8 protein-coding genes are annotated in these 13978 nt (G+C 45.8%); all 8 read right to left on the bottom strand.

The annotated features are described in order from the left end of the window. Positions 1-139: 139 nt before the first annotated feature. The 8 genes from ectB to ppc all read right to left on the bottom strand — a co-directional run bounded on the left by ectB (position 140) and on the right by ppc (position 13892). A complete protein-coding gene (gene ectB, locus QF041_RS24560; protein ID WP_076217242.1) occupies positions 140-1423 on the bottom strand; it encodes a diaminobutyrate--2-oxoglutarate transaminase in 1284 nt (427 codons plus the stop codon). Between the two features lie 1467 nt (positions 1424-2890). Further along, on the bottom strand, positions 2891-4723 hold the full coding sequence (gene glmS, locus QF041_RS24555) for a glutamine--fructose-6-phosphate transaminase (isomerizing) (protein WP_076217241.1): 1833 nt from the start codon (positions 4721-4723) through the stop codon (positions 2891-2893). A 747-nt stretch (positions 4724-5470) separates the two neighbouring features. Next, complete coding sequence (glmM, locus tag QF041_RS24550; RefSeq protein ID WP_017692121.1) at positions 5471-6811, bottom strand: phosphoglucosamine mutase; 1341 nt, start codon at positions 6809-6811, stop codon at positions 5471-5473. Between the two features lie 72 nt (positions 6812-6883). Continuing rightward, positions 6884-8377, bottom strand: a complete 1494-nt coding sequence (locus QF041_RS24545) for a CdaR family protein (protein ID WP_307415977.1) — start codon at positions 8375-8377, stop codon at positions 6884-6886. Continuing rightward, positions 8370-9206, bottom strand: a complete 837-nt coding sequence (cdaA, locus tag QF041_RS24540; protein WP_047841664.1) for a diadenylate cyclase CdaA — start codon at positions 9204-9206, stop codon at positions 8370-8372. Before cdaA ends, QF041_RS24545 begins: the two co-directional genes overlap by 8 nt. Before the next feature lie 314 nt (positions 9207-9520). Next, positions 9521-10135, bottom strand: a complete 615-nt coding sequence (locus QF041_RS24535; RefSeq protein ID WP_036614042.1) for a zf-HC2 domain-containing protein — start codon at positions 10133-10135, stop codon at positions 9521-9523. A 136-nt stretch (positions 10136-10271) separates the two neighbouring features. Then, positions 10272-10838 carry an RNA polymerase sigma factor SigW gene (gene sigW, locus QF041_RS24530; RefSeq protein ID WP_017692117.1) on the bottom strand — a complete coding sequence of 189 codons (567 nt, stop codon included), beginning with the start codon at positions 10836-10838 and terminating at the stop codon, positions 10272-10274. A 261-nt stretch (positions 10839-11099) separates the two neighbouring features. Further along, positions 11100-13892 (bottom strand): phosphoenolpyruvate carboxylase, encoded by a 2793-nt coding sequence (gene ppc, locus QF041_RS24525; protein WP_100529907.1) that lies wholly within the window; start codon positions 13890-13892, stop codon positions 11100-11102. Between the last annotated feature and the right edge of the window lie 86 nt (positions 13893-13978).

Below are 13978 nucleotides of genomic sequence, written 5' to 3'. Positions count from 1 at the left end.
GATTGCCGGAGAATTCCATGCTGATTGACGTTACCGCAGGTAGCATGAGGAGAAAGCGCTACCTTAACATCAAGTCCGCACGCCCTCCGGAAGGCACTTTCATGCCTCTTGCCGGGGGCGGCCATCGGCTTGGCCAAGCTTAGGTCGTTACTAACAAATCCTTGGTCTCCTGAGAGATCACCTGCTGCATACTGGACTTGATAATGGCGCAGCCGGCGGTCAGATGCTCCATCGAGACGGTAAGCGGAGGCATGATCTTCAGCACACAATCTCCTCTGCCGGCTCTTTCAATGATGAGCCCGTTTTCGAAGCTGATATCCGTCACCCGCTTCGCCCCGGCTTCATCCATGAACCCCGAGACGTCAATGCCCCAGATCAGGCCGAGTCCGCGGATGGCGATGGACGGATGCAGAGGCTTGATTTCTTGATCAAGGAACGAGCGCACATACTCTTCCTTCTGCTTCACCTGAGCTTCCAGTTCGGTTCTGTCCCGGAACTCGAGAGCAGCCTTCGCGGCCACAAAAGCCAGCTGGTTGCCGCGGAAGGTGCCGTTGTGCTCGCCCGGCGTCCAGATATCCAGTTCGGGCTTCAGCAGCAGGAGGGACATTGGCAGGCCGTACCCGCTGATCGACTTCGACAGGGTAATGAGATCCGGCTCGATCCCTGCACGTTCGAAGGAGAAGAATTCGCCTGTCCGACCGCATCCTACTTGAATCTCGTCTGTAATGAGCAGAATATCGTGCCTGCGGCAAAGCTGCTGCAGCTCGCGTAGCCACTGCGCGTCGACAACGTGAATTCCTCCTTCGGCTTGTACCGTTTCAAGCAGGATTGCAGCCGGCTTATCGATTCCGGAGTGCGAATCAGTCAGGATATTCTCGATATAACCGAGCGTATCCATTTCTGCGAAAGCCCCGCTCGGGTGCGGCATGAACGTAACTCCGTCCAGAGGGAGCCCCGCCCCTTCTCTCATGGACTTGGAGCTTGTCGCCGACAGACTGCCGAGCGACATGCCGTGGAAGCCACCCATGAATGCGAATATTCCACTTCTCTTCTTCGCCTTGCGTGCGAGCTTCAGGGCCGCTTCCACCGCATTCGTCCCTGTTGGGCCGCAGAATTGAAGCTTGTAATTCAGCTTCTTCGGCTCCAAGATCCGCTCAGAGAAGCTCTGGATGAATTCACGCTTGGCCATTGTATACATATCCAGACCGTGCATAATCCGGTCGGAGGTCAAGTAATCGAGAACCCGATCTTTAATATAATCGTTGTTATGGCCGTAATTGAGTGCCCCGGCACCTGCAAAGAAATCAATATATGCTCTTCCGTCCTCAGAATATAAAAGGTCTCCCTTGGCCCGGTCGAATACCACCGGAAAGCTTCTGCAGTAAGATCTTACGTTGGATTCCAGCTTTTCAAAAATGCTCACTCACTTCATCCTCCATCGGAATTGGGATAAGGTTGGCTCCATCTTTCTGAACCTTCCTTTCTGAACCTTCTGACGTCATGGAGCAACATATTCTAGGCTGTCATTTTCCACAATTGTTGGTCCCCGCATGCCGGCTTGTTGGTTAGCCAGTATACTGGTCTCTCGCACACAGCTTGGATGGGTATAAAAAACCCTACAATTCCATTTATTAGAATAATAGGGAATAAGACCTAGGTTGAATTATATCAAAATTTACAAGAATGTATAGTGATTTTTTTGTTAAATATAGTCATTATATTGTTAAATTTGGTTCATAAAACATAATGTGTTAACATTTTTCGTTAAAAAATGTGAAAAAGTGAATGGAGAAGAAACGTTGGGAATGATTTGACATCAATCGAGGAATTTGACGAGTGTTGACATTCAGCCATTGAACGGGTAAATTTGGTATATATTCCCTTTAAATATTCTTTGCCGGTGTTCCTATTCCTTGCACTTTGTAATAACTTAACATGATTACCTGACCAATTTCTGGCTGGAAAATGGCCACAGCGTCCGCACGGATGGTAGCTGGCATAGTTTTGTATCACGCCTTCTTCTCTGCGCCTCTGTTAGAGTAAAGGGTAAATATATTCTGCTCCTCCTCATCAAACTGTACGTGAGGTTTTCCCTTATACGCTTTCCGATGTCCTTCATTTATTTACATACAGATTACAATCGCGTTCTGAGTCCGAATTGAACGGACAATGATTTCACTTCGCGTAATAAGCTCCTTCATCGAGCGCATTGTTGCTTCTTGGCATACCATTTTTTGAGTTGCTGAAAGATGTACCAGTCACGTTCAGTCATCTTCCTTTATCGTTCAAATGATCTTTTATGCCCAATCCGCATCCTTCTTGAGGATATATTTGCACTTACGAGTTGCGAATGTTAATGACTCTCTTTAAAAAGTTGATTACATTCGTGCACGAAGAATATTTCAAATGTGAGAATTACAAAAAGGTGCTCTATAATCTGGTGGATTTTCGTTCAATGAATGACCGCAATCTACAATGCACAAACACAAATAAGGTGGTTCTAATATTCAGAACCACCTATTTTAACTCTTGTAACCACTTTATAATTAACGTCTTATTTTTATTTTGCTCTAATTCGCTCTAATTCCCTTGCGATACACCTAAGATTTTCTTGCATTCAGTTTCGTTTTGTTTATGTAGTTTCCGAATGCGTCTTATTCTCCCTCCAACAGCTTATATCGTTTTCCCCCTCCTGAACATCAAAAAAGTCCTGATGACTTAGAGTCATCAGGACCATTATTTTGTTCATACTTTATTAGTTTACTGAATCTATTGAACAACCCGTTATCCATGTCATTGGACAACAGTTCGTGTAGTTCCATACTTTTGTTAATGGTTCTACACTTATTTATCACTAGACGATAAAGTAATTTGTACAGATTTCCTTACCTTACTCAACCGTTACACTTTTCGCCAGGTTACGTGGTTTATCCACATCATGACCCAGTGCCAGGGAAGCATAGTATGCCAGCAATTGCAGCGCAACTACAGACAAAGCAGGGCTAAGCAGTGGCAGCGTCTTAGGAATCGCAAACGCTTGGTCTACGGATTTCAGCAATGGTGCTACGTGCTCTTCGTACGTAATTGCCAATACATCTGCGCCACGTGCTTTTACTTCCTTAATGTTGCTCACTGTTTTCTCAAGTACGTTCTCCTGCGTTGCCAGGGCAATAACAGGGATACCGTCTTCGATCAATGCAAGTGTACCGTGTTTCAACTCACCCGCAGCATACGCCTCGGAGTGAATATAAGAGATCTCTTTCAGCTTCAAAGATCCTTCTTGAGCTACTGCATAGTCAAGACCACGACCAATGAAGAAGAGATGTTCATGTTTGGAGATTTGCTCTGCATATCCTTTGATTGCCTCCGCTTGCTCCAACATGGATTCCACTTGCTCAGGCAATGCTTGCATCGCTGCCAGTGTGTGTGCAATCTCTTCTGCAGATTGAGTACCACGAACTTGTGCAAGGTACAGACCAAGCAAGTTGAAAGCAATCAACTGCGAAGTATACGCTTTGGTAGAAGCTACTGCAATTTCAGGACCTGCCAATGTTGCGATAACATCATCTGCATCACGTGCAATGGAGCTGCCCACTACGTTTGTGATTGCCAGTACATGCGCACCATTGGATTGTGCTTCACGCAATGCAGCAAGCGTATCGGCAGTTTCACCGGATTGGCTCACTACGATTACAAGTGTATCTTTGTGCACGATTGGGGAACGGTAACGGTACTCGGAAGCCACATCTGTTTCAACCGGAATACGTACCAATTGCTCAATCACTGTACGTCCAACCAGACCTGCATGGTACGCTGTACCACATGCAATGATTTGAACGTTACGGATATTTTTAATTTGTTCTTCAGTCATTTTCAACTCAGGAAGTTGAACTTTTTTACCTTCATTATCGATGCGACCCAGCATAGTATCACGATATGCTTTTGGTTGCTCATGAATTTCTTTCAGCATGAAGTGCTCGAATCCGCCTTTTTCTGCGGTTACAGCATCCCAATCGACACGAATCATTTCCCGAGAAATAAAGTTGCCTTCAATCGTCATCAATTCGACAGCATCATGTGTCAATACAGCCATTTCACCATCATTCAGAATGTACACGTTACGTGTATGTTCCAGAATTGCCGGGATGTCGGAACCAATGAAGTTCTCGCCTTCACCAATACCAATAATCAATGGGCTTGCTTGACGCACAGCTACGAGTTTCTCAGGCTCATGCTCTGTCAATACACCCAGTGCAAATGCGCCACGCAACAATGTGATCACTTTTTGTACTGTTTTGACGATATCACCATTGTATTCACGTGCGATCAGGTGAGAGATAACCTCAGTATCTGTCTCGGAAGTGAACGTGTGACCTTGAGCCATCAATTCGTCCTTCAGATCCAGGTAGTTCTCAATAATACCGTTATGCACAACAGAGAACTTCTGGCTTCCATCCGTGTGTGGATGAGAGTTCTCATCCGATGGTTTACCATGAGTTGCCCAACGTGTGTGTCCGATTCCGGCATTACCTACCAGTGGTGCACCATCCAGCTTGGCTTCAAGGTTCGCAAGACGACCAAGAGCTTTCGTGATTTGCAGACCTTCCGGTGTAAATACCGCGATACCTGCAGAATCATAACCACGATACTCGAGTTTCTTTAATCCTTCGACCAATACCGATTGAGTGTTCTTATTACCAATATATCCAACAATACCGCACATAGTTTATTTCCTCCGTTTGTATATGAATACTGTGTCACGAAGAGAAACAGGCAGAGGCGGCATATCGGAAAAATGAGTGATTGCCTAGCGTTTCATGAATACTTGGTACTTATTCAATTATCAATGATCAGAGCGACCTCGTGTCGCCCCGCTGTCATCATAAGCTGTTATGAATGCAATCATGAATGTACATCATTTTCCCGTCCGCGTACTGTTTACGCTCTTCACGCACATTCATTTGAATTTTAGTTTAACTCTTGCACCTGCACCGGCGCGTTGTGTGGACAGTCACCCATCCATTTTCCGCAATCCGGTTTACGGCTCTGGTGCTTCACCGGGAGGTCCCCGCCGAACAATCCGAACACCTCCACCTCGTCAGCTTGATTGCCGTTGATCTTAATCAGCCGTTCTTCAACCTAGAAGAAATCCTGATCAACATCATCCCGCGCAACTCCAAGCTCTGGCGCTTGTGTAACTGTAACCTTACGTTCCTCACTTTCTGTGTCTGAATGACGACTCCACTCATTATATGCACGTCAGGTCCATTTTGCAATGGAGCAAAGTACCTGTGACAATTTTAGCATATTTACCTACAATCCCGACCGGATAAACGGACCTATGGTCTCATCAGGCCGGGACGCAGGAATATCCATGCATAAGTCCTAAATCATGTTATATTAAGCCTCGTTCTACACAACAATTCCCTTAAGAAAAGTATGCAGAAGGTATCTCTTACATCTTCCAGTCCTATACCAGTTCTTTTTGCACTACATCTGCGATTTGAGACACAAATTGTTCAAGTTCGTCTTTATCTGGTCCTTCCGCCATAACACGGATCAGAGATTCAGTACCTGAAGCACGAACGAGTACACGTCCATTATCGCCGAGTTGTTGTTCTACTGTAGCAATAGCTTGCTCGATTGCAGCATTGCCCTCGTATTTGCTCTTATCTTCAACTCGCACATTCACCAATACTTGTGGGTACTGGGTCATTAGCGCTTTTAGTTCACTCAGTTTTTTACCGGAAGCCTTGAGCGTATCCACGAGTTGAATCGCAGTCAGCATACCGTCTCCAGTTGTATTGTAATCCAGGAAAATAACATGGCCAGATTGCTCTCCACCCAAGTTGTAACCGCCGCGACGCATTTCCTCCATCACATAACGGTCACCTACTGCTGTTTTAGCTGTTTTCAGTGCAAGTTTCTCCGTTGCTTTGTAGAATCCGATGTTACTCATAACGGTCGATACAACAGTACTGTCCTTCAACTTGCCTGCACGATTCATTGCATCACCGCAGATACACAGAATGAAGTCTCCATCTACTTCAGCGCCTGTCTCATCAATAGCAATCAGACGATCTGCATCCCCGTCAAAAGCAAGACCCAGATCTGCTTTATGTTTAAGCACTTCTTGTTTCAGGTTCTCTGGATGAGTTGATCCACATTGCTCATTAATATTCAGGCCGTTAGGCTCAGCGCCAATGGCAATGACTTCTGCACCTAGTTCACTGAACAATTTCGGTGCCAGCTCATAAGCTGCTCCGTTTGCACAGTCCAAAACAATTTTAAGTCCAGAGAACGATTCATTTACAGTCGTTTTCAGGAAATCAAGGTAACGATAACGGGATTCTTCATCTGTCGTTACAGTACCCAGCCCGCCACCAACTGGCCGTGGCAATTGATCTGTCTCCGCATCCATCAGTTCTTCAATCCGGTTCTCTGTTTCATCAGACAGCTTGAAGCCATCTCCACCAAAGAACTTGATTCCGTTATCCTCAACCGGATTGTGGGAAGCGGAGATCATCACGCCCGCGTCAGCTTTCAACAAACGTGCAATATACGCCACTCCCGGAGTGGATACTACGCCCAGACGGATCACATCAGCGCCAATGGACAACAGACCTGCAACCAGTGCGGATTCCAACATCAATCCCGAGATACGAGTATCCATGCCGATAACCACTTTTGGTCTTTCCACACCACCTGCAAGCACGTAACCACCACAACGTCCAATGCTATAAGCCAGCTCTGCCGTTAACTCTTTATTGGCAACCCCTCTTACACCGTCTGTACCAAAATATTTCCCCATGATTTAACTCCTTCTATTCGCATCATATACGAGCACTATTATTATTTTTTGAGAATTTTAAAATTAGAACGTTTACGGATTCGCGCCACTTTTACTGCTAGTACCGCTGTTATTATTATTTAAATTACCTCGACTGCTTGTGCTCCCCTGTTGGCCCTGATCCTGAGTATCCGTATTCGATTCCGTTTCTTCTTCATCAGGAACAGGCTCCGTTTCCCCATTTTCGACCTCGGCTGGTGAAGGGTCAGGTGCTACCGTTCCCTCGTCAGTCGGATCTTCGCTAGGAGTAGTTGTGGTGTCTTCAGCCTTTTCACTAATTTTAACCGTCGCACTCAAAGCAGTGGATGATTCATCCAGTTTGGCATAACGGGGCAGGTCGGCTTCAAGCTTGATCTCATGCGTTCCGACCGCAAGTCCAGCAAGATCCCCGGTTAACGTGAGATCATCACTACTCAGACCCTCAAGCATACTTGCTGAGCCTGTAAGCGTAAGGTTCAGACCGCCACTTTTAGGCGTAACGAGTGTACCTTCCAGCCCATTCCCCGCACCGGTAAGTGTGATGGGGACGTTCGGAAAGACTTTGGTTGTCTCCTCTGCCTCGTCAAATGGGGATATGGTTACTTTGATCTGAATCGAACTAGGCTCGATTTTCTCAAAACCGGAAGGCGGCGTCAAGTCCACGTTAACTGTCGATGTACCCGACTTATCAAACTGTGTAAGATCAAGGGTTACTTGGTCGTAGGACTGTATACCTGCAAGCGCATCCTCTGATCCATAAACCGAGACTTCTTTCACGTTTGGCTCTACCGTGGAGAGTACCAGGCCTTCCGGAAGCTGTCCCGAATATTTGATTCTTAAGGGTACAGATGTATAGGGCTGATTGACCGGAACTCGGACTTCAACCGTTTGAGGCGTTATTATCGCATTTTCAAGGACCTTGCCTTCAGCATCGTATGCTTGAAGTTTCACTTTTTTCTGTATGACATCTTCCTTGGCATCTTTCACGCTCACACTGCCCTGGACCTTCGCTACAGCCTCGAGTTGTCCTTCGGGCAGAGTTACCTTAACCGGCGTCGAAGGTTCAATTACGGGCGTTCCAGCGCTGTATCCGGCGGATGGTTCCCCTTCGGGTACAATATTCACATTGAAGGATTTGGTGCCCAATTTTTCTACGTTCACCGTAACCATGGAAGGTTCCATGCTGACCACTTCTACCCCGGAAGGCAAATCAGGTACAAGTGGCAGTGTATTGGACCCATCTTTCACCTGACTCAGATCGACCAGTACCTTGTAGTCATCATTCGTAAAAATCGATGTTAGCATCGAGCGCTGCCCTTTGATCTCCAGCCGGACCTCATCGGTACTTAATGAAGTAAGCACATAGCTGTTGCTGTCTAATCCATAAGGTTGAACAGGCACCGTACGTTCCACAACCTTGTTGGTTGTCCCTGTTGTAATCGTAGGGGTAGTTGGTACTTCATCCAGATGAATCATGAACCAGAGCAGCAGGCTCACCGCAAGCGCAAGTATTTTGGCAAAGTTATTATTGTTAAACCACTTATCCATTGTTACGTCCTCCCTTCCGTTTCCAGAAGGTTGTCCAGCCATTCTTTTTCAGATTGGATGTAGGGCGCAACTCCTCATACAGTTTGGCAATCAGCGATTCTTCCTTAATATCACGAACGACCTGTCCATTCATTGCAAGTGACACCTGTCCTGTCTCCTCGGAGACAACCAAACAGATCGCATCTGCAACTTCGGTAATCCCGATTGCTGCACGGTGACGTGTTCCCAATTCCTTACTGATAAAAGGATTCTCTGATAATGGCAAATAACAAGCTGCCGCCGAAATCTGTTTACCCTGTATAATAACGGCTCCATCATGGAGCGGTGTATTTGGAATAAAGATATTAATCATCAGCTCCGAGCTGACCAGAGATTGCATCTTAATGCCCGATTCCGTGTAATCGTTCAGACCTGTTTCACGTTCAAATACGACCAAAGCGCCAATTTTACGCCGTGACAAATAATTAACTGACTTAATAATCTCACCAATTAACACGGTTAATTCTTCATCACTCGCTGCCGCTGAACGTCCAAACAGCTTACCGCGTCCCAATTGCTCCAGACCACGACGCAGTTCCGGCTGAAAGATAATGAACACCGCAACGACACCAAACGTAAACATCTGGTTCATTAACCATTTGAGCGTATACAGGTTTAGCCACGTACTTAATGCCCAGATCAGCACAAGGAACAGAATCCCTTTCAGGAGCTGAACCGCACGTGTCCCCCGCACAAGCAAAATCAGTTTGTACATAATATAGGTAACGATCAATATATCGATAACGTCCTTAATGGACTCTGTCCACGTTAAGTCAGCAAAATAATTCATAAGCCAGCCCCCGCTATCCCCATTGATGAGTAAACCCTGATCTCATATTAACCCATTAGGATTTTATATAATCCTTTGTCTCCGCATTTTTGCATCATTCGATTTGTGCAAAATGCTTATCTATATGTAGTAGTATGTTCTCTTTAGTATCTAGGTTATAACGTTAACGTTCAGGTTGCAAGTTACGGCAGTCTCAAACTGCACATAAACATCACATTTCCCATGAATTACAAAGTTTGCGTATAAAAAAAGAGTACCCCATGCAATCTGGAGGTACCCTGCTTGGTATATACCATTGAAGATTTTACCCTGTTCTAGCGATAAGCCACTTCATTTACCATATTGGTTATTTTGTACCAGAACCAGTCCAGCGCCTGATCAATACTTTTCACCTGACCTGAAATATGCGCCGTTGAAGCCTGAAACAGTTGTCCGTCGATAACCGTCAGATTGCCGTTCACATCACCATATACTTGTGCGGTTCCATTTTCTATCGTAAGATCGCCAGCAATTGACTTACCTTCAGGAACAATAACCGTGTTACCCTGAATCACGATCTGGTCCAGATTATTTCCCTTAACAACCATTTCGTTATTCTGATTCCAGAAATTCAAGGCGCTAAAGAGCATCACGACCAAAAAGAAGGCTGCCGCCGTCAGCGCGGGATGTCCTTTGACCCATTTGAGCCATGCTTGCTGTCTCTTGGGCTGGGGCAGAGCATTCATAATTCGATTGGTCAGCTCATCAGAGGCAGACGGTGAATAGTGTTTCATGGCAAAGAGTAACATTTCCGTCTGTTCCAACTCTTTAAAGCGCATGCGACAATCCGGACAGATCACAAGGTGACTTTTCAGTTCAACCTTCTGGGCCGGGGACAACGACTCATCCAAACATTCATGCATTAAAGAGACGGCCGAGTTGCAATCCATATGAGAGCCAATCCTTTCTTAAATCACTTAGTCCATGTGCCATTAAAAAGCACGCATAAGACTTGCATACATTACATACGCATCCGTTTCGGATATGTTTCAAATAATTTCGCCCATATTTAAAGGCGTTTAACATTTATAACTTATACTCCAATTTTTTACGTAGAAAATCACGGCCCCGATGAACGCGTGTCTTGATCGTTGTTACGGGCATACCTGTCACGTCACTGATTTCCTGTAGCGACAAGTCCTGTAAATATCTCAGAATCATAACGGACTTATACTTGGCTGGCAAACTGTCAATGGCCTCACGAATGAGTGTCTGCGTTTCTGACAGAAGTGCTTCACTCTCCGGTGTACGATCATCACTCGGGAGCATGGCATAACCATCAGATCCTTCCTGGTCATTCAGTTCAGCATCCAAAGAGTATGAAGGTTTCTTTCTACGCAGTCGGTCAATACACAGATTCGTCGCGATCCGGTAGATCCAGGTTGAGAACTTCTGGTTCGGATCGTACTTCTCCATATTACGAAACACACGCAAAAACGTCTCCTGCACAACGTCTTCAGCTTCATGACGATTGTTCAGCATCCGATATGCCAAATGAAATAGCTTGTCCTTATATAGTTCAACGATTTCTGCAAAGGCTCTCTGGTCGCCCTTGAGCACCAGTTTCACAAGCCTGTTCTCCAAATTGTCCACCCTTATTCCCCCAGACATGCTGATGGGTCTTCCGTCTTCTGATACCCGTCCACACTTGTAATTCACCAATCAAATCGTAAATCAACTTTGGTCAAAAATCAAGACTGTATGACAAATATCCGCCAAAAACAGTAAAAACGGGAACTCCCGCAGGAGTCCCGTTTCATCTCTTACTCCGTAGAGCAGAGAATGGAGCTTTTTAGTTAACAAAGTAATGGGTACTTTGTTACATATGATTATTCAAATGCAACAGTTCAATCATCAACCTGTGTTACGCAGTCCTGCAGCGATGCCGTTGATTGTCAGCAATACTTCTCTAAGCAGTTCCGTATCATCCTCACCACGTTCACGCATATCTCTGAGCTCGCTCAGAAGTTGAACTTGCATGTAGGACAACGGATCTACATAAGGGTTACGAAGACGAATGGATTCTTGAATAACCGGTACATCATCCAGAATTTCAGCTTCTCCGGTAATTTTCAAAATCAGCTCTTTTGTGAGCTTGAATTCGGCTTCGATCTGACCGTAAATGCGATCTCGTGCTTCTTTGTTCGAAGTCATGGCTGAGTATTCTTTGGCAATCACCAGATCTGCCTTGGCTACGGCCATCTGTACCGTATCAATTAATGTGCGGAAGAATGGGAAGCTTGCATACATTTCTTTCAGAACAACCAGATTTTCCTCTTTATCCTGATAGTAACTTTGCAATCCTGTTCCTGCCGCATACCATGCCGGAAGCAGATATCGACTTTGAGTCCATGCGAATACCCAAGGGATCGCTCTCAGATCTTCAAACTTATCGCTATTTTTACGCTTGGATGGACGGGAACCAATATTCAGCTCACCAACCTCCGGAAGCGGCGTTGATTCTTTGAAGAAGGTGAAAAAGTCTGGATCACGGAAAATCAGATCCTGATATTTCGTCAGAGATACTTCCGAAATCTCTTTGATGATGCTGTCCCAATGGCGCTCGGATGCTGACTCCTGCGGCTCAAGACCATTGAGTGCTGCTGTAATCAAAGCCGAAGTTGCCTGCTCTAGACTGCGGTATGCAATCCCCTGAAGGGAATAACGGGAAGAAATAACCTCTCCCTGCTCCGTAATCTTGATGCCTCCACCAATGGTATGCGGTGGTTGAGCAAGAATACTGCGGTTGAGTGGCATGCCGCCACGTCCAAGAGCCCCGCCACGTCCATGGAAGAACTTCAGCTTAACGCCGTGTTCATTACCTACAGCCGTGATGGCATTCATTGCTACGCGCAGTTCCCAGTTGGCTGTAACCACTCCGCCATCCTTGTTACTGTCTGAATAACCAAGCATGATTTCATGTAGTTCATTCCGTCCTTTTACGCTTGCGCGGTATACAGGAAGGTTGAACAGCTTCTGCATAATGTCCGAAGCCGCATGTAGATCATCAATCGTTTCAAACAGCGGTACCGCTTGAAGTGTAGATACAACGTCACCGTTGTGACCTTTGGTGAATAAGCCCACTTCCTTGGCAAATACCATAACCTCCAGCAAATCACTTGCGCCCTGCGTCATACTGATCAGGTAACTTGTGATACAGCCGTTCCCAAATTCGTTCTGGGCACGCTTGATGGTACGGAAGACATCCAGACACTCTTTGGTTCCCTCCGTGTATTGGTGATAAGGAGAAGTAAGCGGACGTGGATCATCCAGCAAACGAGCAAGCAGATCGATTTTACCGTCTTCAGTCAGACGCGCATAATCCTCTACAATGTTCATTTTCGCCAAAATCTCCGACATCGCATTTTCATGTTCCTTACTGTGCTGACGCACATCCAATGCTGCAGTATGGAAACCAAACAACTCGACTTGACGAATCATTTTGCGAATGGTCGTATCTGCTACGTAATCGGCAAAATGATGGCGCAGACTTCGATCAATAATCATCAATTCATCAATTAAATCCTGTGCGCTATGATAACGGTCAGGCTGACCTAATTTGTTCTCATCCAGTACATTGTTCAGCTTGGCAATCATATAGGCCAATTTGATGCGGTATGGCTCTTTTTCATTCCGCCAGATATCCACTTTTTTCAATGTAACAGAATTACGGTCCTGCTCAATCGACTGCACCAGCTCATCCGATACATGAATGATGTTTGTGCTGAAGCTGAGATGGCCCATAAGTTCAATCATAATCCGTTGGTATTCACGCAAAGCAAGCTTGCGTTGCATCAACAGCGTCTGCCATGTTACATCTGAAGTTACCGAAGGATTTCCATCCCGGTCTCCACCGATCCAGGAACCGAACCGCAAATACGTCGGCACATGCCAGTCATGGTCAGGATAAAATTTGTTCAGGCAGCGTTCCAGCTCCTGATATACATCCGGAAGTACGTGGAACAACGTTTCATGAAAGTAATACATCCCGTTCCGCACTTCATCGAGTACAGTCGGTTTACGGTCGCGAAGTTCATCTGTCTGCCAGAGTGTAATAACCTCATTCAGCAGTTTCTCACGCAACTGTTCACGTTCACGCAACGTCAGCGTAGGATTATCAAGTGACATGACATCTTCGGATATCCGCTTGTGGATGTCCAGTATAACCCGGCGCATGGCTTCGGTTGGGTGAGCTGTCATAACGAGTTCCAACGACAAATCGTCGAGAATCTCTTCCACCTCTGTATGAGACAGTCCACGTTCCTTAAGATCCTGTACTGCTTTCTCAATCGATCCTGGCTGCACAGCGTCCCCTGCAGAACGTTCATAATCCCGTTTACGCCGGATCCGATGGTTTTGTTCAGCAATATTAACTAATTGAAAATAAATAGCGAAAGCCCGAATAACCTGGTGACGATTGTCCGAGTCTAATTCCTGGATCATCGTTTTGAACTCTGCATAGAGTTCTGGCAAAAATTCTGCACGCAACGATTTGCTCGTTTCCCGAATCTTCTCAACGATATCTAGAAGCTCCGTGCCGCCTTGATGGACAAGAACTTCTCCGAGTATATTGCCCAGGAACCGCACGTCTCGCCGAAGCAGGTTGTTGGATTGGCTTTTGCTGGCGGTTACCATAGTTTCAGTCATGCTTATCCTCCCATCTGATCGTTCCATTCGTACACGTAAATTTGACACCTTCATAACATCATACAATAAAATGGTACGAAAATCTT

The sequence above is a fragment of the Paenibacillus sp. W2I17 genome (assembly GCF_030815985.1).
GTDB lineage: Bacteria > Bacillota > Bacilli > Paenibacillales > Paenibacillaceae > Paenibacillus.
This window is presented reverse-complemented; position numbering and strand designations above follow the sequence as displayed.